This is a genomic window from Streptomyces sp. NPDC000348 (assembly GCF_042898795.1).
In the GTDB taxonomy this organism is placed as follows: domain Bacteria; phylum Actinomycetota; class Actinomycetes; order Streptomycetales; family Streptomycetaceae; genus Streptomyces.
Window position 1 is genome coordinate 366865 of record NZ_JBIAZD010000003.1, and the last position, 18545, is coordinate 385409.

Consider the following 18545-nt stretch of genomic DNA (forward strand, 5'->3'; position numbering starts at 1 on the left):
CGTCAACGCTGTTTTGCTTGGGCGGGGTTGGAGAGCGATGCCTCGATACTTACCAGTCAGGATCGTTACGCCAGAGGAGGAGGAAGCCGATCGGAGAGCTGGCATCGTCCTCGCATCTGTAGCGCTTGCAACTGTTTGTCAGATGGCGGGCATCTTCTACCTCTCCAGGGCGCTGCAAGGCGGGCATCTTGGGCACGCCGTACTAGGGTCGCTCGGTGTACTCCTGGCGGCTTGGGTCGCTCAGCTCGTGGATGCCAAAGGCCGCCGACGTCCGTTCAGAACGCGGAGGTTCATTCTCAGCGTCTGTCTCTCGTTTGCGCTCGTACTTGCCCTGCCCAACCTCTTCTAGGCGGGTGGCGTGTTACTCGCCGAGTCATACATGGCGGGGCCGCTGCAGAGCACCAACTTGGAAGATCGCGTATGCGGACCCGCCCCGACCTGGGTGAACGCTGACCTGCGCGTTCGCAGAGCAGTAACCGGTGTTCCCCGTGGCTGCCCCTGGCGTGCCTCTCGATCTGGCACGCCAGGGGCACGCTCAAGGGATCAGCGCAGGAACAAGACTGCGACGCCGGTTAGCGCTGTGATCAAGCTGGCGAGAGCCGAGATCAGCAACGCTGCCTGGTGCACCTTAGTTGCGTCCTGCAGTCGCGTCGCTGTACTGTCCGGGGTAACCCGTGAACCATTGCATAGCAATGGTGGATCGGTGAGGTTGGGCTTCTCCAAGGGGTTCCTCCTCATAAGGCCATGAGGCGTCGGCGCGCGGTCAGAGGTGTCGCAGACGTCCTTTTGGCATGCCTACAGTGCGTGCGTGGGTACTTTAGCAGGCTCGCGGTCACAACTGGCCAGCGTCGGCTAGCGCTTGGAGTTGCTGGGGCTTGACCTGCTGCGAGGACCGTAGCAGCGCATCCGATCTGCCTGCTTCCGGCTAACTCCACATCTACCTAGTTCCGGCTACCGCAGTCTTTGGATGCCGAAGCTCGTTGGGTCTCGTTGGGTGCGCTATGGCTACACGTTGGGTACTCGTTGGGTACGCACTCGCTACGTCCCCTGGTCAGGGCGCTTGATCCGGAAGTTGGCCGGAAACGCTAGGTCGGTGGAGCGGCTTTGGGCGGGAGCTGCCATGGGGCGAGTGATCATGGCCCCGTAAGCTTCCGGCGCGTCGGGCAGTCTGTGGACCTGCCCGTTAAAGCACGACGTTGGGGCCATGATCTTCGAGGCTCGCCCCATGGTGGCTGCCTAAAGCCGTGGAGCCGACCGCCCCAGCCACGACGTGTTCTGACCTCATGCCCGTGTGCCTATCTCTTGGGCGGGAGCGGGCGGCCGGCGGTGCCGAGCGGGGCGGAGACATGAGCGCGGGCGCCGCCGGCCGCCCGCGCCCGCCCGGAGGAGCGAAGCGACGACGGGTGCTTGAACCAGTAAAGAAGGTTGTAACTCAGGTGGCGTCTGGGATGCGCCAGAGTGGAGCTGTGTACTGCTCCGGACGCCTAGTGAGCAGGAGTTGGCGTAGGTCGCTGCGCTGGGAGCCGTTGAGGTTCAGGACCTCGGTGAGGTGGCGGAACGTCGTGTGTGTGACTCCACGGGCGCGGGCATCCGACTCGAACTCGTCAATCTGGCGGAGCACCGTATCGGCGTCGAGTGGCGCCGGCGCCTGGTCCTTCAGCCACAGGGCCTTGTTGCGCTCGTAGTCGATCTCAGAGAAGCCGCACACCTCGCGACTGTGGGCCTCGACCTCGTCCAGGGTCGTCGTCGCCATGATGGCTCGGGCAAGGGTGTTGTGGCTCAGCGCCTCGTCCAGGTCGACTTCGTGGACACGCGGGCTTTCGTCCGTGAGCGGCACCGGTAGACCGGCGTCGCGTACCTCGCAGATGCCGCGCGTCCCCCGGGCCGTCGCCGCGAGCATCCCCGTGGCCTCGGACGGGTGCCACTCCAGGACGTTGCCGATCGGGGCTACGTCCTCCGCCGTGAGGGTGTGGACGACAGGGCCCAGTGATGGACGGAGATCGTCAGCCGACAGCTCGCCGTCGAGACCGGGGCCGGCGATCAGGAGTCGAACCGGCGCGTTCACTCGGCAGCACGCTGCAAGCGTCACCGCGTCGGCAAGAGGACTCTTCAGGGTCGGTTCGTCGCCGCGGGCGAGGATGTCTCCGCCGACGTCCAGGAGGTCGATCGACTCCGGCGCCAAGTGGGCCAGCAGCTCTTCCAGCTGGCGCGTTACCCCCTCGACTCCATGGGAGGGGTCCAGCAGGGCGAGTGTCTGTGGAAGTTCGGAGGCGAGGCGAGGGAGGGTCGACCCTGCCGGAGCGACTGGGCGGGCGGTCGCCGGCACTGACCACACGGACGGGGTGACGGCCTCCAGGCCGGTGAAGTCGTGCGCGCCGCGCGGACCCGGTACCGGGTCGATCAACAGGCGGTCCCACGCGTACGTGAGGATCACCGCCTGGTCCTCGTCGCCGTACAGGGCGGCGTGAAGCATTGCGGCGGCGACTGCGTCGCCCCCTCCTCCTGCTGCGACGATCAACCGCGTCATGTGGTCAACATTACGGGCTCTGGTATTTACCACTCACCCTATAGTGGCTAGAGGCCATAGCCACTTGGACGAGGAGGGAACGTGCCGCAGATCGAGGAGGCGCAGCCGAAGTATCTTCAGATCGCTCACCACATCCGCGATCAGATCCTTCGGGGCGACCTGCGAGCGGGTGACGAGGTGCCGTCTGAGCGGCAGTTGGCGGCGGACTGGAAGGTGTCCCGTCCGACTGCGGCTCGCGCTCTTGAGGCGCTGAGTCATCAGGGGCTCGTCGAGAAGCGGCAGGGCTCGGGGACCTATGTGCGCAGCCTGGAAGTCAACCGGCGGGCGCGGGAGTTGTACGGCCGGGCCCGTCAGACCGGGAAGATCTACACGCCCGGTGAGTACGCGGTGATTACGTCGGCCGGGTGGATGGACGCACCGGACCACGTCGCTGAGGCCCTCGGGCTGGTGAAGGACCGCAGGGCCGTGCACCGCCGGCGGGTGACCAACAACCAGGACGGTCCGATCACCTTGTCGACCTCGTGGTTCGCCCCGGATGTCGGGCAGCGGGCGCCCAAGCTCACGGACCCCGGGCGGATCCAGGAGGGGACCCTGATGTACGTCGAGAACATGACCGGCCGGCAGGGGAGTTACGCCGAGGACCGGATGTGTGCTCGGAGCGCCACCGAGGAAGAGGCCGCTGACCTGGAGCTGCAACCGGGCTCGGCCGTACTGATCGTTCACCACGTCGTCTACGACATGCAGGACCGGCCGTTGGAGTTCGCCGAGGCGACCTATCCGCCGCACCGCTGGGCGTTCGAACAGGGCTATCCGCTGGTGTGACATGACGGTGCGTCAGTTAGGTGAACTGCTTGCGCGGCGCGAGTGGCTAATGCCACTATCCAGTAAGTGGCTAAGGCCACTTACTGGAAGGGGGCACGGAGTGGCAGGTCGGCGGCCGGATCAGGGCACGCGCGCAGCATGCCGGGGATGCCGGGGGCGCGGTTGGAAGCGCGTCGCTTCGCGTACGTCGGTGGTCCTCGCCACCGCCAACGACCACATCCGTGCCACATCGAAGCGGCGCTGCCTCGACTGCGACGGCAGCGGCAAGGAGTGAGCGCGGATGACCTACCGGTTCAACCGCTTCCCCAGCGAGGAATCACCGTGGCTCGGGGCAATGACCCTGCATCCGGTTCCGGAGTCCGTCCCTCGGGCTCGACGCTGGTTCCGGAAGTTCATCGCCCCGTACAACCCGGCCTGCTCGGTCGACGACTGTGCGCTGATGATTTCCGAGCTGGTCACCAACGCCATCCTGTACGGACGGGCGGACGAGGAGTGGCGTGTGCGCGTGGAGTGGTTCCGGGAGGAAACCTCGCTTCGCGTAGAGGTGCACAACCCCGGCTTCCCGGCGAACGTGCGTATGCGCCGGCCGGGCGCGAATGACGCGCATGGGCGCGGGCTGCTGCTGGTCGACGCCATGGCCGAGTCGTGGCACTCCGGACCCAGTCGCTTCGGTGGGACGGTGGTCTCCTTCGTGATGGCTGATGCCTGGCCCGAATGAGCGGCAACCCCACCCTGGTGCATCTGTGGATGCGTAACGCTAGTCTGGTTGACCAGTTGACTTGGCCAATCGCGACGGGCGGCGTTCATGGGATATGAGGTGGAGGCCCCCAAGTACGTGCGCCTCGCGCAGACCCTGCAAGGTCGCATCGAGGACGGAACGTACCCGCCCGGTACCCGCGTTCCCAGTGAGAACCAACTTGTCCAGGCGTTCGGGATGTCCCGGCCCACGGTCGTGCGGGCCCTGGAGCTCCTGAAGCGTGACGGCTGGCTGGAGTCCCGGCAGGGGTACGGCACCATCGTGCGCGGTCGCCCTGCGGGTGCCGAGGAGAGAGAACGGCGCGGCCGTGACGTGCTCACGCGTGATGAGTCGCAGACGGCCGGGCGGCTCGTACAGGTCGCCGAAGTGGCGATACCGGCCCGGGTGGCCTCGGCCCTCGGGCTGCCGAAGCGTGCCAAGGCTCTCGTGCGTCGCCTCCTGGTCGAGGAGGACGGGGAGGCCGTCGAACTGGTCTCCTCCTACTTCCCCGCCGGCCTGGTCGACGGCACCGATCTGGCGAGTCCCGAGGTGCTGGAGTCCGGTACGCGCACGCACCTGGAGACGCGCAAGAAGGTCCGCTTCGACCACGTGACGGAGCGCGTCTCCGCTCGCCTGCCTGACGCGACCGAACGTGAGCTGCTGGACCTGCCGGACGGCGTACCGGTCCTGAGTGTCCTCGTCATCGCCTGTGACGCCTCCGGGCAGGCACTGCAAGTCTCTGACGTGCTCCTGCCTGCCGACCGGCAGGAACTGGAAGACACCTACCGTCTGAACTGACCTCGGAAGCGGGCCCGTTCACCTCGAATGCCACTTGACAAGTCAACCTGGCATCCCTAGCTTCGAGTTTGCTAAGTCAACTTGTCAGGTGACAGGTTGCGACTCTCAAGAAGCTCAAGGAGACATCTGTGCGTGTGATCCGTATCGACGCCTCGTCCGCCACCGTCCTCCTCACCGAAGCGCCGGCGCCGAAGGTGCGCGACCGGAAGACCGGGGAGATCGCCAAGGACGCCATGAGCGGTGAGGCCCTAATGACGGTCGGCGTCGTCTACATCGACGAGGGCGAGTCGTCGCTGATCCAGGTCACCATCCCGGAGAGCGGAGTCACGGACGGTCTGACCGTCGGTGCGCCCGTCTCCCTGCCCGGCCTGGTGGCTCGTCCGTGGGAAAGCGTCTTCAACGGCCAGCAGCGGCACGGCATCGCCTACCGTGCCACCGCCGTCACCCCCGGCGCCTTCCCGATGGCTCAGGCGGGCTGACCGGCATGACCGACTGGATGACGGTGGCGGAGGTGGGCGGGTCGCTCGCTGCGATAGGCGGCGCGGCCTACGCCCGGCACGCCCACCCTGCCGCGTACTGGTCCGCGGTCGGGCTCCCGGCCTCGGTGGTCCGGTTGCTGGCCTCGTACTCCTCGACCATGGACGCCTGCGGCCTGACCGTCGAACCGCCTCGCTGGCGGGCCGTGGCGGTCAAGGCCACCACCCGCCGGGAGATCCGGCCGGTCCCGCCCCGCCGTGGTCTCATACGGCCCACCGCAACCGGCTTGCGGATGCGGCTTCGGCTGGCGGCCGGGCAGGAACCTGCCGACATTGCCGCCTCGGCGGAGCGGCTGCGGCACGCCTGGGGCGTCCACGCCGTGTACGTACGTGACGTGAAGCCCGGGGTCGTCGAACTGCGGCTCGTCGGTTTCGACGTGCTGCGCGACGTACGGATGCCCCGGCGTGCTCGGGGCGGGCTGCTGCGGGTGCCGGTGGCGCTGCGGGAGGACGCCACCGCGTTCGTCCGGGACTACCGCGCCGTACCGCATGAACTCGTCCTCGGCGCCACGCTGTCCGGCAAGTCCATGTACCTGCGCAACCTCATCGCCGGACTGGCGACTCAGCCCGTGGTCCTGGTGGGCATCGACTGCAAGCGCGGTGTCGAACTGTCGCCCTTCGCCGACCGGTTCTCCGCTCTCGCCGTCGACCAGCAGCAGGCCGCTGACCTACTGCCCGTCCTCGTGGCCGAGATGGAGGACCGCTACGACCTGATCAAGGCCCGGCAGGGCATCGCCCCCGGCACCCCCGACGAACTGATCACCTCGGACATCTGGGGACTGCCCGACGAGGACCGGCCACCGCCCATCGTGCTGTTCATCGACGAGGTGGCGGAACTCTTCCTCGTCGCGAGCAGGAAGGACGAGGACCGGCGCGACGAGATGGTCACCCAGCTCATCCGCCTCGCCCAGCTCGGCCGCGCCGCCGGCATCTACCTGGAGGTCTGTGGCCAGCGCTTCGGCGCCGAACTCGGCAAGGGCGCCACCATGCTCCGCGCCCAGCTCACCGGCCGCGTCTGCCACCGCGTCAACGACGAGGCATCCGCCAAGATGGCCCTCGGCGACATCGCCCCGGAAGCGGTCTACGCGGCCTGCTCCATCCCCGCCGAACGGCCCGGCCTCGCCGCCGTCGGCGACACCTCCGGCGGCTGGTCCCGCATCCGCACGCCGCACCTGACCCTCGCCGAAGCCGCGGCCACCTGCCGCGCCGCATCCCTCCTCGCCCCCGACGTACCGGCCCTCGCCCCCTTCCGGCCGACGATCCCGGCCGTCCCCGTGCAGTCGTCCTGGCCCGTGCCCGCGCCGCACCCGGCCTCGTAGCCCGCACCACTCCCACGGCTGGCGCGGCCGTCCCGCGCCAAGTCCTTACCCCCGCCATGCCTCAAGAAAGGAGACACCCACCGTGTGCCCCGACTGCGAGGACTTCGCCCGTACCGTGCTCCTGCTGGGCCACTTCGCCACGTACGCCGAGACGCCCGGCGCTGACGCGACCTTCGTGGAGGTCGTGGGCCCGGCGCTGGCCGTGTCCCTGTCCGAGCCTCCGCCGGGCCTCTTCCCCGACGAGTCGGCCTGATGGCCCCCCTCACCGCCGTGCGCGCGGACGCGGTCCTCGTCCAAGCCGCCATCGCCGGAGCCCTGTCCTTCGCCCACCTCCACGACCTCGCCGCCGCTGCCGGACAGGACGGATGGAAGGCGTGGGCCTACCCGGTCTCCGTCGACCTGCTCCTCGTCGCCGCCTGGCACCGGCTCCGTACCGGCGGCGCGAAGGCGTCGGCCTGGTGCTGGTTCCTCGTCGCCCTGGTCGCCTCCCTCGGCGCCAACGTCGCGACCGCCGGCCTCCTCGACCTGAACGACGTACCGGCCTGGCTGCGCATCCTCGTCGCCGGATGGCCCGCGGTCGCCTTCCTCGGCGGAACGCTGCTCGCCCACGGAACACGGGCGCTCCCCGAAGCACCGAAGGCACCGGAAGCGGAGACGACCGGGCGCCCGGAGACCGAAGATCCAGCCGCGCCGACAGCCCCTGAGCTGCCTACCGCCCCCGCCCCCGCCCCCGCTTCCGTCCCACCGGCACTCGTCGCCCTGGCCCGCAAGGTCGCCGACGAACACCGGACACGGACCGGAACCGCCATCGACACCTCGACCCTTCGCGCCCGGCTCGGCGTCCCGATGCCGCTCGCCGAAGCCATCGCCGCACACCTCACCTGATCTACGGAGGACCTCCGACCGTGCGCCCGTCCACGCTCCGCGCGCTCAACCGAGCCGCCGAGCTGACCCGTCAGAACCGCCTCACCGAAGCGATGCTCATCGCCGAACCCGTGATCCTCACCGCCGACGCGTACGAGGGCAAAGAGATCCGGCGCTGGCTCCTCGACCACGTCACCGACTTCACCGGCGAGCACCACGAGGACCCGAAGGAGCTGCCCTGATGCCCCGCACCCCGCGCTTCCGCCGCGTTGTCCGCGTCGGCCCCGTCCAGGTCGCCACCTACTACGACGACCGGGGCCGCGAGAAGCACACCGCCGCCTGCACGGCCCCGCGCTGCGGCTTCGCCGCCGACTACGACAGCCGCGCCGCCGCCGAACTCGCCGCCCGTACCCACCGCTGCCGCGTCCGCTGAGGGAGCCCCCGTGACCGTCTCACTGCCGCTCGTCCTGGTCCTGGGCCTCATTGCCTGGGGCGCGGTCCGCTTCTTCGGCGTCCGCGTCTGGATCGTCGTCGTGATCGCGCTCTTCGGCTTCCTGCTCTCCCGGACCGTCCTCGCCCCGCTCATCGACTCCGGCACCCGCTCCGGGGTCGACGTCATCAACGGCACCCACGACTGACAAGGAGATCCGCCGTGTTCCGTCCCAAGCTGCCCGACGTCCCGACCCTGACCGCCCTCGACGGTCACCACGCCCACAACCCGGTGCCCTCCGCTGGCCGCGCCCTCGCCCCCTACGTGGGACCGGTCGCCGCTGTGGTCGTCGTCGGCGTCGTCCTCACCGCGCTCCTGGCGGCGGTCGCCGTCACGGCCGTCTCGGTGGCCGTCGCCGCCGTCGTCCTGCGCTCCCTCGTCACCAGCGCGACCAAGCGCTGACCGGCCACCGGGGCGGCAACAAGCCGCCAAGCATCCCGCCGCCCCGGGGCCGTCCCTCCCAACCGCCGTAACAGCCGAAAGGAACCCCCATCATCACCCGGCAGACTCCGCCCCCGCTGGCGGAACTCTCCAAGCTGGCCTCACTCGGCAACCTCCCCCAGCTCGCCCACCAGCTCTCTGGACTGGGCGGCTGCACCCACCCGATCCGCCTCGACGGCCACCGCACCGAGTACGCCGTCGACACCCGCACCGGCGAGGTCGGCAACCGACTCCACCACCTCGACTCCCGCACCCTCCCCGCCGGTCACCTCCTGGTGCGCTGCAACAACCGCCGTACCACCCGCTGCGCGGCCTGCGCAGAGGTCTACCGCCGTGACACCTTCCACCTGATCACCTCGGGCCTACGCGGCGGCAAGGGCGTCCCCGAACGTGTCGCCGCCCATCCGCGCGTCTTCGCCACCTTCACGGCCCCCGGCTTCGGCCCGGTCCACAACCGCCCCACCGGCCCGGCACGGACCGTTCGCCGCTGCCGCTGCGGCACCCTTCACGACCAGGACGACCCCGTCCTCGGCACCGCGCTCGACCCGGACACCTACGACTACGAAGCGGCCGTCCTGTGGAACGCGCACGCCGGCCTCCTCTGGCGGCGCTTCTCGATCTACCTCCGCCGGGAGGTCGCCAAGCGCGCCGGCCTGACACAGCGGGACTTCCGCGAGTACGCGCGTGTGTCCTTCGCGAAGGTCGCCGAGTACCAGAAGCGCGGTGTGGTCCACTTCCATGCGGTGATTCGCATCGACGGCCCGGAAGGCGGTGACACCCCGCCCCCGGTCTGGGCCACCGCCGAGCTGCTCACTGATGCCATCCGCGCCGCCGCCACCTCGGCCCGGGTCGACGGCCCCGTGATCGACGGCCGGGCGCACACCTTCGCCTTCGGCCGTCAGCTCGACGTCCGCACCATCCGCTCCGCCGACTTCAGCGGCGGCCAGGAGCTGACCGAGCGCGCCGTGGCCGCGTACATCGCCAAGTACGCCACCAAGGGCGCCGAAACCGCGACCGGCGCCCTCGACCGCCCGCTGAAGTTCCTCGCCGAACTCGCCCAGCTCGACATCACCGACCACGCCCGACGCCTCATCCGCGCAGCCTGGACCCTCGGCGCCCGCAAAGACCTCGAACACCTCCGCCTGCGCGCCTGGGCACACATGCTCGGCTTCCGCGGCCACTTCTCCACCAAATCCCGCCGCTACTCCACCACCCTCGGCGCCCTCCGCACCGCCCGCGCCGAATACCGCCGCGCCCAAGCCACAGCAGCAGCCGCACACGAGGACGGTTCGGACACGACCACGCTCGTCCTCGCCCACTGGGTCTACGCCGGTACCGGCCTCACCGACGCCGAAGCCTGGCTCGCCGAAACCCTCGAACCCGCCCCCGGAACCGAAGGGGAGCCCACCCATGGCTGAGCGCCATCTCTCCGTCGATCAGGTCGCCGAACTGCTCGGCACCACAACCCGCTTCCCCCGGCGCCTCATCGAGGAGCGGCGCATCCGGTACGTGAAGGTGGGCAGGCACGTCCGCATCCCGGAGAGCGCGGTCGACGAGTTCCTCCGGGCCCGCACGGTCGAGCCGATCAGGCGATCCCGCTCTCGCTACGGAAGGGCTGCCTGATGGCCAACAAGAAGGGAAGGCGTCGCCGCTTCGGCGCGGTGCGTCAGTACCGCTCCGGTCGCTGGACTGCCTCCTACCTCGGTCCCGATGGCGAGCGCATTCGTGCGGAAGAGACCTTCGAGACGAAGAAGGACGCAGAGGTCTGGCTGTCCCAGGTCGAAGCCGACCTCAGCCGCGGGGACTGGCGCGCACCCGACGCCGGCGCGGTCAACTTCGGCACGTACGCGGAGAAGTGGGTCGAAGAACGAGAGCTGGCGGTCCGTACAGAGGACTTGTACCGCCACCTCCTGCGCCTGCACATCCTCCCGGCCTTCGGCGCCCTCGACCTGGACGAGATCACCGCTCCGCGTGTGCGCGAGTGGCGTGCCGAGCGTCTGCGCACCACCAAGGCCAAGACGACCGTCGCCAAGGCGTACCGTCTCCTCAAGGGCATCCTCGAGACGGCCGTAGACGACGACCTGATCACGCGCAACCCGTGCCGGATCAAAGGAGCGGGCAAGGAATCGGCCGCTGAACGGCGTATCGCCACCGTCGCCCAGGTCGACGCCCTCGCCGACGCGATCGGCATCCGCTGGCGCCTCATGGTCTACCTCGGCGCCTACGGCCCGATGCGCCCCGAGGAGCTGGCCGGCCTCCGCCGCCGGGACGTCGACCTCGACCGCATGGTGATTCGCGTCCGCGTCGCAGAGCCGGAACGGACCAACGGCAAGCGTGCTCCCGGCGAGACCAAGTCGGGTGCGGGTGTGCGGGCCGTCGTCCTCCCGGCCTTCCTGCACAAGGAGGTGCGGCAACATCTCGCCTGGTTCGCCGAGAAGGGGCCGGACGGGTTGGTCTTCGTCGGCGAGAAGGGAGCGCCCTTCCGGCGCACCTCGTTCGGGCGGAAGTGGCGGCGGGCGCGTACGGTCGCCGGTCTCCCCGACGGCTTCCGCTTCTACGATCTCCGGCACACCGGGCACACGCTCTCGACACGCTCCGGGGCCACCCTCAAGGACACGATGGTCCGCGCCGGCCAGTCGTCCGAGAAGGCCGCGCTGATCTATCAGCACTCCGACGAGGATCGGCAGCGCGACGTGGCGGCCGGGCTCGACGACATGGTCCGTGCCGAGCGTGCGAAGAGCCACATCGGCGACCACCCGCACCACAGCGAGATGACCGCCGACGGGTAGCGCGTCCCTATGGTGGGGTTGTGGTGCGCAGCCCGCCCACTGGTCCAGACAACAAACAACCCCCGGGTCGATGACCTGGGGGTTTCACATGGAGCGGGTGACGAGAATCGAACTCGCGCTCTCAGCTTGGGAAGCTGATGTTCTACCATTAAACTACACCCGCGTAATCCGGAGGTCCCGCCCGAGCGGTGTCCGGATGCTCGATCACTCTACCCCATGTCGGGCCCCCGATGTTCAGGCCCGGGGGCCTGATCGTGTTTCAGGGGATGGATGCGGCTGCGCGGGGCAGAAGTTGGGGCGTACGGTGAAGGGGCGGGGTGCCGCCTGGAGGGTCGTTCCTTTGATCCCGTAATGTGGCTTTTGTCGTCAGGGCAGTTCGCCAGACGCGGCCTCTTGGGGAAGGGACTCTTGGACTTGATGGAGCGCACCGTCGTCCGCTGTGCCGATGGGCACGTGTTCACCGCCGCCTCGTTTCCGATGCAGCAGGCCGAGCGACTCGGCCCCGGCCGGCTCCTGCGGTGTCCGCGCTGCGCGCGGCTTCGCAGTGTCGTGCCGGTGAGTCTTCAGAAGCAGTAGCACCGGGCACAGCGACAGCGCGCGGGGCGGCCGATTGTGGCCGTTCCGCGCGCCTTGCGTATCCTCGGGCCCGTGCTTCTCTCTGACAAGGACATCCGGGCCGAGATCGACGCCGGACGGGTGCGTATCGATCCCTACGACGACGCCATGGTGCAGCCGTCCAGCATCGATGTACGCCTCGACCGCTACTTCCGGGTGTTCGAGAATCACCGGTACCCCCACATCGACCCCTCCGTCGAGCAGGCGGATCTGACCCGGCTCGTGGAGCCGGAGGGGGACGAACCGTTCATCCTCCACCCCGGCGAGTTCGTGCTGGCCAGTACGTACGAGGTCATCACGTTGCCCGACGACCTCGCCTCGCGGCTGGAGGGGAAGAGCTCGCTCGGGCGGCTCGGGCTGGTCACCCACTCCACCGCCGGGTTCATCGACCCCGGGTTCTCCGGGCACGTGACCCTCGAGCTCAGCAACCTCGCGACGCTCCCGATCAAGCTGTGGCCCGGTATGAAGATCGGGCAGCTGTGCATGTTCCGGCTCAGCTCGCCGGCCGAGCACCCGTACGGGAGCGAGCGGTACGGGTCGCGGTACCAGGGACAGCGGGGGCCGACGGCCTCGCGGTCCTACCTCAACTTCCACCGGACGCAGGTGTGAGCGGCGTGCGCGAGAACCTCAGCTACGAGCAGTTCGGCGTCGCCGTCCGCGAGCTCGCCCAGACGATCGCCGACGACGGGTACGAGCCCGACGTCGTGCTGAGCATCGCCCGCGGCGGTGTCTTCGTCGCCGGCGGGCTCGCCTACGCCCTCGACTGCAAGAACATCCACCTGGTGAACGTCGAGTTCTACACCGGGGTCGGGACCACCCTCGAGATGCCGGTCATGCTCGCGCCCGTGCCCAACGCCATCGACTTCACCGACAAGAAGGTGCTGATCGCGGACGACGTCGCCGACACCGGCAAGACGCTCAAGCTGGTGCGCGACTTCTGCCTCGACGCCGTCGCCGAGGTGCGCAGCGCCGTGGTCTACGAGAAGACGCAGTCGCTGGTGAAGTGCGAGTACGTCTGGAAGCGCACCGACGAGTGGATCAACTTCCCGTGGTCCGTTTTGCCTCCGGTGAGCAAGTCGGGCGAGTCGCCCAAGCCGAACCTCGAAGCACTGTAGTCCTGGAGCGGCGGTAGAACCCTCGGTCAGGAGGTCGAGGACCCCGGGTTTCCTGGGGCAGCGCAACCGGATCGGCGCGTCGCGCGGCGTCGCCCGTCGCCGCTTCGGCGGTCACCGCCGTCCTGGACCTGGACGTGGTCGTGAAGAGCGCGGAGTGCTCCTGCGATGCCGGTGACGACAACCCCCGCTGACCGACAGAATCCAGTCGGTTCCGTTCAGGCCCCGGCGTCTTCGCGTCGGGGCCTGGGCCCTGACCGGCCGGCCATTAAGGTGCCGCACATGTTCTTCCGCTGGGACTGGCTCCGGCCCGTACTGACTGCGCCGATCGTGCCGACTCTCGGCCCCGTCCACCCCCACGTCCTCACCGTGGATCTCTTCGAGGACACGCTGCGAGCAGCCGTCACTGACCGTTCCTTCCTTCACTACGACAAGGACCGGCGCTGGAGCAGTGAGAAGGACGAGACGGTTCTTCGTGGCGACGTGGTCCACCGATCCGATCACGCCCTCATCCCCACCCTGACCCGGCGTGGACGCGGCACCGTCAAGGTCTTCGCCTATGGGCACCGTGACAGCGTCGTGGACGAAGCGGCCGAACTGTCCGCGAAGCCCGCCACCGTGCATGACGTGGTCAACGCGAGGGTCGTGCGCCCGCTCGGTACCGAAACCGGCTTCCCGCGTGGCACCCGCATCCAGCTCCAGGACTTCACCGCCAGACCCTGCCCCGACCCCGGCGGCCCGGTCCGCCCCGTCACCGACTGGCCGGCCGCTGTGCAAGAGACCTTCGCCCCGTTCGCCACGGCCATGGCCGCCGACGGCCTGTCCTTCCTGCACGGGCAGATGCAGGTCGGCCGGTGCGGACCGGTCCTCGCTGCCGCCGTGGACGGTCGCGTCGTGGGCGCGATCGGCCCGATGGAAGTACGCCCCGATGCGATCGGCCGCCCCCAGCTCATGCCCCAGTACTTCGCCGTCCTGCCCGAGGCCCGAGGGCAGGGCCTCGGGCGTGTTCTGTGGCGGGCCGCGATGCACTGGGGTCAGTCGCACGGCGCCGCTTACCAACTCCTGCAGACCGAGATCGGCGGCCCCTCGGACAGGCTCTGTCAGTCCGAAGGACTGACCTCCCTCGGCTTCAGCCACACCACGCGGGCGTAGGGGGATCACGGTCCGACCTGCGACGGTCCTTGGCCTCGAATTCCTGGACGCCTGAGAGTGGCACAGGAGAAAGAAGGGGGGCTCCCGGCGCCGGGAGCCTCCCTTCTTCTTGCGGCAGGTGTCAGAACGTGCCCAGCTTCACGATCGACAGCAGGGCGGCCAGCTGGATCGCCGAGGCGCCCAGGGCCTTCGGCCAGGGGAGGTCGTGGGAGCGGCTGACCATGAGGGTGAGCAGGGCGCCGGCCGCCACCCAGGTGGCCCAGCCGAGGATCTGGACGAAGGCGGCGTCGCCTCCGGCGAACATGGCGAAGACCAGGCGGGGCGCGTCCGTGAGGGACATGATCAGCATGGAGAGGCCGACCGTGGGCTGCCAGGCGCCGTCGCCGCCGAGCTGGCGGGCCAGGGTGTGGGTGACCACGCCGAGGACGAAGGCGCTGAGCACCATCGCGACGGCCGTCGTCAGGACGATCGGGACCGCGTTCGACAGCGTGGCGCTGATCGCGTCCTCGCGCGCGGTGTCGAAGCCGAAGACGGCGAGCAGGCCGTAGAGGAAGGTGACGATGAGGGCGGGGCCCCACATCGTGTAGTCGCGCATCCGCAGGAACGTCGGGGCGGGGGACAGGACGATGCCCTTGAGCAGGTCCTTCCAGTGCAGGCGGGGGCCGACCGGGCCGGCGGGCGGGGCCGCGTCGGCGCGGTAGGTGTCGCCCTGCTGGTAGGGGTCCTCGTTGATCGAGAAGGCCTGGGTGTGGCCCGGGTTGTTGGCCGCGTACGGGTCGTGCGGGGCGCCCTGGGCGCCGTGTGGGTACGCGCCGTCGCCGAAGTACTCGGGCTCGCCGTGACCGCCGGGTCCGCCCGGGCCGCGGTTCGCGTGCGGCCAGGGGCCGGTGCCGCCACCGCCGTACGACGGCTGCGGCGGGTACGGCTGCGGCGCCTGCGGGTAGCCGTACGACGGCCCCTGCGGCGTCTGCTGCCCGTGCGGGGGGTGTTGCGGTCGCGCGTGAGGAGCGCCGTTGTTGTTCCGGCCGCGTCCGATCCTGAATCCAGCCACGTCATCGAACGTACCTGGTCCCGGGCGCTCGTGTGCCGGGCCCCGGCGTTCGGGCCCGGCTTTGCGGCCGAGCTGTGACATCCCCTAAGGGGTCGTCAGCCCCGTGCTCCGTCCTCCGTAGGGGCCCGGGGGTGCCGGGTCCTCCGGAGGACGGACGACGCGCGTCGTTCAGTCGGCGAAGTTGGAGCCGAAGTACGGCCTGCCCGTCGTGGAGACGCCCGAGGTGCCCGGGGAGACGGAGCGGGCGCCGCTCGCGGTGATCTTCGAGCCGTTGGACGGCAGGTAGGTGATCGCGCCGTCGCCGTCGTTCTCGGCGGAGCCGACGATCAGGTCGGCCTTGCCGTCGCCGGTGACGTCGTCGAGCTTGACGTCCAGGCCGAAGCCGTCGTTGTCCTCGTTGGAGCCCGGGACGCCCGCGGTGTCCTGGGAGAAGGACTGGGCGCCGGAGGCGGTGTTCAGGCCGTCCGCGGTGCCGTAGAGGAGGGTGACCGTGCCGGTGTCGGTCGCGGAGTCGATGTTCTCGCCGGCGACACCGATGGCGAGGTCGAGGAAGCCGTCGGCGTTGATGTCGCCGAGGTCGAGCTCGTAGCCGAAGTAGTCGTTGCCCTCGGACGTGCCGGGCACGTTGCCGGTGTTCTGGGTGATGCCGACGGCGGAGCCGGTGAGCGGGCCGGTGCCCGAGCCGTAGGTGACCCAGACCTTGCCGCCCTTGGCGGAGTCGGGGATCGGCGTGCCGTCCTCGATGGTGGAGTTCCAGTAGGCGCCGCTGACGATGTCGCCGTAGCCGTCCTTGTCGATGTCGCCGACCGCGGTGATCACACCGGGCTTCAGGGACTTGGCCGCGGACGTCTTCAGACCGCTCGCGGAGCCGGGGATGTAGTAGTTCCGGTTCCAGCCGTACTCGGAGGAGGTCTCGTAGCCGTCGACGATCAGGTCGGTCGCGCCGCCGTTGACGTCGCTGGCGGTCAGGTTCACCGGGCCGTCCGCCTCGCCGCCCATGATCGGGGGCGTGATGGTGTAGCGGCCGCCGGACTTGCCCGCGGTGGTGAAGCCGCCCTTGTAGACGTGGATGGTGGCGTTGTCGCTGCCGACGGCCAGGTCGGCCCTGCCGTCGCCGTCGAAGTCGCCGGCGGCGAGGTTCTTGCCCCACGTGTCGTGGGAGGAACGGGCCGGGTCGGTGACGGTGATGCCCTTGCCGGTGATGCCGGAGGCCGAGCCCCACAGGATGGCCAGGGTGCCGCCGTCCTTGTCGCCCTCGACGTCCTCGTACGGGGAGGAGACGGCGACGTCGTCGTAGCCGTCGCCGTTGAAGTCGGCGTACGCGTGGTCGTAGCCGAAGTTGTCCCCGGCCTCGGCGGTGCCGGGGACGCCGCTGCTGTTCTGGCTCAGGGTGTGGCGCTTGGCGGAGGACACGCCGGTGGACGTGCCGTAGAGGACGGTGAACTGGCCGGCCTGGGCCTTGCCGGAGACGTAGGCGCCCGTGACCGAGGTGGCCAGGTCGCCCCGGCCGTCGCCGTTGAAGTCGGCCAGGGGGACGTGCGTGGAGTCGGCGGCCGTGGCGGGCGTGGCGACGAGGGTGAGCAGACCGCCCGTCAGCGCGGCGGCGGTGGCCGTGGCGAGGGCGAGTCGGGGGTGTCGGTGCATGCGGGTTCTCCTGCGGCATGCGGGGGATGCCTGGCGGGCATCCGGAGTCGATGAGGTGCCGGGACCGTCCTGGTTCGCCGGGGGTTGCTCCGCGGTTCACCGGACGGTCGGCGATCAGAAGACCGGCGTCGGCACACGAGGGTTGTACGTGAGTCCGGGGTTTTTCGTGCCGGGTGTGACGGACGGGACCGGCCGCTGTGCTCAGTCGGCCAGCGTCCCCCCGAAGAACGGGCGTGCGCCCAGGCCGAGTTCGCCGGGGGTGAGCAGGTCCGAGCCCGTGCCGGTCGGGCCGGAGGCGGTGCCGGGCAGCAGGTGGAGACGTCCGGCCTCGTTGGCGGTCGCGACCAGTTCGGCGCGGCCGTCGTGGTCGAAGTCGTTCAGCAGGACGGAGGTGCCGAGCCAGGCGTCGTTCTCCTCGGCGGGGTCGCCCTCGACGCCGGTGGTGCCGTAGTCGTACTGCCGGGCGCCCTTCCCGGTGATCCCGCCGGAACCGCCGCGCAGCACGGTGAGCGCGCCGGTGCGGAACAGGTTCGACCCGATCACCTCGCAGGGGACGCCCACCGCCAGGTCGGGGTAGCCGTCGCCGTTGGTGTCGGCGGCCGACACGTCGTAGCCGAAGAAGTCGCCGGACTCGCGCACGCCGGGCACCCCGGAGGTGTCCTGGGTGTACGACTTCGCCGTGCCGAAGCCGGTGGAGCCGCCCTTGAGGACGTGGACCGCGCCGCCCTTGCCGGAGCGGGAGACGCCGACCGCCAGGTCCCCGTGGCCGTTCTTGTCGAAGTCGGCGATCACGGCGCCGGAGCCGACGAGTTCGGAGGAGGCCGGCAGACCGGTCTTCTTCGACGGCTTCCCGGGGCCGGTGGAGCCGCCCCGGTAGAACCAGACGCGGTTGCTCCGGGTGTCCGTGTCATATCCGATCACCGCGAAGTCGGCGGTGCCGTCCTTGGGGACCTTGCCGGACACGACCAGACGCGGGTTGATGTCCTCGCCGTCGACGGGGTCCAGGTTGGTGGCCTTGCCGCGGGAGCCGGACTTGGTGAAGGGGCCGCGCAGGAACCAGACGTACTCGTCGTCGACCGCGGTCACGTCCGGGCGGCCGTCGGCGTTGAAGTCGCCGACCGCGACGTCCAGGGCGAAAGTGACCTCCTTGCCCGCGGGCGCCGCGTACGAGCTTCCGCCGGAGATGCCCGACCCGGAACCCCAGAGGATGGTGAACATGCCCCGGTTGGTGCCCGTCTCCTCGCCCGAGGAGGTGGCGACGATGTCGGCGTATCCGTCCTTGTTCATGTCCGCGGTGGTGATCTTCGCGCCGAAGTGGTCCCGGGTCTCCGCCGTGCCCTCGACGCCCGCGCTGTTCTGCGTGATCACGGTTCTCCTCGCGGGGTCCAGCCCTTTGGCGGTGCCCCAGACGACGACGACCGCGCCCGCCTCCTTCTTGCCGCCCGCGGTGGCGAGCCGGTCGCCCAGGGCGAGGTCGCGGTGCCCGTCGCCGTTGAAGTCCTCCTTGTACGTGGCGGTCGCGGCGTCGGCCGGGGCGGCCAGGGCGAGGGGGGTCAGGCCCGAGGCGAGGAGGGTGGCGGCGACGAGGAGGGAGGTGCGGGTGCGCAAGGGAGGGCTCCGTGGGTCCGCGGGGTCGGGTGTGGATGACG

Annotated in this window: 21 protein-coding genes and 1 tRNA gene; 17 read left to right on the top strand and 5 right to left on the bottom strand. The window is 69.7% G+C overall.

Going from position 1 to position 18545, the window contains the following annotated elements; all coding sequences use genetic code 11:
• Window positions 1-1432 precede the first annotated feature (1432 nt).
• Window positions 1433-2473 carry a DUF1152 domain-containing protein gene (locus ACFY3N_RS08530; protein ID WP_390816064.1) on the bottom strand — a complete coding sequence of 347 codons (1041 nt, stop codon included), beginning with the start codon at window positions 2471-2473 and terminating at the stop codon, window positions 1433-1435.
• A 135-nt stretch (window positions 2474-2608) separates the two neighbouring features.
• Between ACFY3N_RS08530 and ACFY3N_RS08535 the strand changes: the two genes are divergently transcribed.
• From ACFY3N_RS08535 to ACFY3N_RS08600, 14 genes are all read left to right on the top strand, one after another.
• On the top strand, window positions 2609-3349 hold the full coding sequence (locus tag ACFY3N_RS08535; protein WP_142194141.1) for a GntR family transcriptional regulator: 741 nt from the start codon (window positions 2609-2611) through the stop codon (window positions 3347-3349).
• A 280-nt stretch (window positions 3350-3629) separates the two neighbouring features.
• Window positions 3630-4067, top strand: a complete 438-nt coding sequence (locus ACFY3N_RS08540; RefSeq protein ID WP_142194140.1) for an ATP-binding protein — start codon at window positions 3630-3632, stop codon at window positions 4065-4067.
• An 87-nt stretch (window positions 4068-4154) separates the two neighbouring features.
• A complete protein-coding gene (locus ACFY3N_RS08545; protein WP_390815849.1) occupies window positions 4155-4883 on the top strand; it encodes a GntR family transcriptional regulator in 729 nt (242 codons plus the stop codon).
• Between the two features lie 128 nt (window positions 4884-5011).
• Entirely contained in the window at window positions 5012-5362 is a 351-nt protein-coding gene (locus ACFY3N_RS08550) for a hypothetical protein (protein WP_390815850.1), read from the top strand.
• Between the two features lie 5 nt (window positions 5363-5367).
• Window positions 5368-6738: an FtsK/SpoIIIE domain-containing protein gene (locus ACFY3N_RS08555; RefSeq protein ID WP_390815851.1), complete on the top strand. Its 1371-nt coding sequence runs from the start codon at window positions 5368-5370 to the stop codon at window positions 6736-6738.
• Between the two features lie 82 nt (window positions 6739-6820).
• Window positions 6821-6991, top strand: coding sequence for a hypothetical protein (locus ACFY3N_RS08560; RefSeq protein WP_390815852.1), 171 nt, complete (start codon window positions 6821-6823; stop codon window positions 6989-6991).
• Window positions 6991-7623, top strand: a complete 633-nt coding sequence (locus tag ACFY3N_RS08565) for a DUF2637 domain-containing protein (RefSeq protein WP_390815853.1) — start codon at window positions 6991-6993, stop codon at window positions 7621-7623. The genes ACFY3N_RS08560 and ACFY3N_RS08565 overlap by 1 nt, the downstream gene beginning before the upstream one ends.
• A 20-nt stretch (window positions 7624-7643) precedes the next feature.
• On the top strand, window positions 7644-7844 hold the full coding sequence (locus tag ACFY3N_RS08570; protein WP_390815854.1) for a hypothetical protein: 201 nt from the start codon (window positions 7644-7646) through the stop codon (window positions 7842-7844).
• Window positions 7844-8035: a mobile element transfer protein gene (locus ACFY3N_RS08575; RefSeq protein ID WP_053216614.1), complete on the top strand. Its 192-nt coding sequence runs from the start codon at window positions 7844-7846 to the stop codon at window positions 8033-8035. The genes ACFY3N_RS08570 and ACFY3N_RS08575 overlap by 1 nt, the downstream gene beginning before the upstream one ends.
• A 10-nt stretch (window positions 8036-8045) precedes the next feature.
• Window positions 8046-8240 carry a hypothetical protein gene (locus tag ACFY3N_RS08580; protein WP_390815855.1) on the top strand — a complete coding sequence of 65 codons (195 nt, stop codon included), beginning with the start codon at window positions 8046-8048 and terminating at the stop codon, window positions 8238-8240.
• Window positions 8241-8254: 14 nt separating this feature from the next.
• Window positions 8255-8494: a SpdD protein gene (locus tag ACFY3N_RS08585; protein ID WP_390815856.1), complete on the top strand. Its 240-nt coding sequence runs from the start codon at window positions 8255-8257 to the stop codon at window positions 8492-8494.
• Window positions 8495-8628: 134 nt separating this feature from the next.
• A complete protein-coding gene (locus ACFY3N_RS08590) occupies window positions 8629-9951 on the top strand; it encodes a replication initiator (RefSeq protein WP_390816065.1) in 1323 nt (440 codons plus the stop codon).
• The gene (locus ACFY3N_RS08595) at window positions 9944-10156 is read left to right on the top strand and encodes an excisionase family DNA-binding protein (RefSeq protein ID WP_142194130.1); all 213 of its coding nucleotides are present in this window, start codon (window positions 9944-9946) and stop codon (window positions 10154-10156) included. The genes ACFY3N_RS08590 and ACFY3N_RS08595 overlap by 8 nt, the downstream gene beginning before the upstream one ends.
• Window positions 10156-11322, top strand: coding sequence for a tyrosine-type recombinase/integrase (locus tag ACFY3N_RS08600; RefSeq protein ID WP_390815857.1), 1167 nt, complete (start codon window positions 10156-10158; stop codon window positions 11320-11322). The genes ACFY3N_RS08595 and ACFY3N_RS08600 overlap by 1 nt, the downstream gene beginning before the upstream one ends.
• Before the next feature lie 89 nt (window positions 11323-11411).
• Here ACFY3N_RS08600 and ACFY3N_RS08605 read toward each other — a convergent pair.
• Window positions 11412-11485 (bottom strand) — tRNA-Gly (locus ACFY3N_RS08605).
• Between the two features lie 485 nt (window positions 11486-11970).
• On the opposite strand from ACFY3N_RS08605, the gene dcd reads away from it, so the two are divergent.
• The 3 genes from dcd to ACFY3N_RS08620 all read left to right on the top strand — a co-directional run bounded on the left by dcd (window position 11971) and on the right by ACFY3N_RS08620 (window position 14201).
• Complete coding sequence (dcd, locus tag ACFY3N_RS08610) at window positions 11971-12546, top strand: dCTP deaminase (RefSeq protein ID WP_030827650.1); 576 nt, start codon at window positions 11971-11973, stop codon at window positions 12544-12546.
• Complete coding sequence (locus tag ACFY3N_RS08615; protein ID WP_390815858.1) at window positions 12543-13052, top strand: phosphoribosyltransferase; 510 nt, start codon at window positions 12543-12545, stop codon at window positions 13050-13052. The genes dcd and ACFY3N_RS08615 overlap by 4 nt, the downstream gene beginning before the upstream one ends.
• Window positions 13053-13331: 279 nt before the next feature.
• Window positions 13332-14201: a GNAT family N-acetyltransferase gene (locus ACFY3N_RS08620; RefSeq protein WP_390815859.1), complete on the top strand. Its 870-nt coding sequence runs from the start codon at window positions 13332-13334 to the stop codon at window positions 14199-14201.
• Window positions 14202-14322: 121 nt separating this feature from the next.
• Here ACFY3N_RS08620 and ACFY3N_RS08625 read toward each other — a convergent pair whose 3' ends face one another.
• From ACFY3N_RS08625 to ACFY3N_RS08635, 3 genes are all read right to left on the bottom strand, one after another.
• Entirely contained in the window at window positions 14323-15333 is a 1011-nt protein-coding gene (locus tag ACFY3N_RS08625; RefSeq protein ID WP_390815860.1) for a Yip1 family protein, read from the bottom strand.
• A gap of 87 nt (window positions 15334-15420) precedes the next feature.
• Entirely contained in the window at window positions 15421-16896 is a 1476-nt protein-coding gene (locus tag ACFY3N_RS08630) for a VCBS repeat-containing protein (RefSeq protein ID WP_390815861.1), read from the bottom strand.
• A 201-nt stretch (window positions 16897-17097) separates the two neighbouring features.
• Window positions 17098-18504, bottom strand: coding sequence for an FG-GAP and VCBS repeat-containing protein (locus tag ACFY3N_RS08635; protein ID WP_390815862.1), 1407 nt, complete (start codon window positions 18502-18504; stop codon window positions 17098-17100).
• Window positions 18505-18545 lie beyond the last annotated feature (41 nt).

Excerpts from the sequence above, each read along its gene's own strand:
- ACFY3N_RS08530 (WP_390816064.1), bottom strand. The coding sequence starts at position 2,473 with ATGCTTCACGCCGCCCTGTACGGCGACGAGGACCAGGCGGTGATCCTC.
- ACFY3N_RS08540 (WP_142194140.1), top strand. The coding sequence starts at position 3,630 with ATGACCTACCGGTTCAACCGCTTCCCCAGCGAGGAATCACCGTGGCTC.
- ACFY3N_RS08545 (WP_390815849.1), top strand. The coding sequence starts at position 4,155 with ATGGGATATGAGGTGGAGGCCCCCAAGTACGTGCGCCTCGCGCAGACC.
- ACFY3N_RS08555 (WP_390815851.1), top strand. The coding sequence starts at position 5,368 with ATGACCGACTGGATGACGGTGGCGGAGGTGGGCGGGTCGCTCGCTGCG.
- ACFY3N_RS08565 (WP_390815853.1), top strand. The coding sequence starts at position 6,991 with ATGGCCCCCCTCACCGCCGTGCGCGCGGACGCGGTCCTCGTCCAAGCC.
- ACFY3N_RS08575 (WP_053216614.1), top strand. The coding sequence starts at position 7,844 with ATGCCCCGCACCCCGCGCTTCCGCCGCGTTGTCCGCGTCGGCCCCGTC.
- ACFY3N_RS08595 (WP_142194130.1), top strand. The coding sequence starts at position 9,944 with ATGGCTGAGCGCCATCTCTCCGTCGATCAGGTCGCCGAACTGCTCGGC.
- ACFY3N_RS08600 (WP_390815857.1), top strand. The coding sequence starts at position 10,156 with ATGGCCAACAAGAAGGGAAGGCGTCGCCGCTTCGGCGCGGTGCGTCAG.
- ACFY3N_RS08620 (WP_390815859.1), top strand. The coding sequence starts at position 13,332 with ATGTTCTTCCGCTGGGACTGGCTCCGGCCCGTACTGACTGCGCCGATC.
- ACFY3N_RS08625 (WP_390815860.1), bottom strand. The coding sequence starts at position 15,333 with ATGTCACAGCTCGGCCGCAAAGCCGGGCCCGAACGCCGGGGCCCGGCA.
- ACFY3N_RS08630 (WP_390815861.1), bottom strand. The coding sequence starts at position 16,896 with ATGCACCGACACCCCCGACTCGCCCTCGCCACGGCCACCGCCGCCGCG.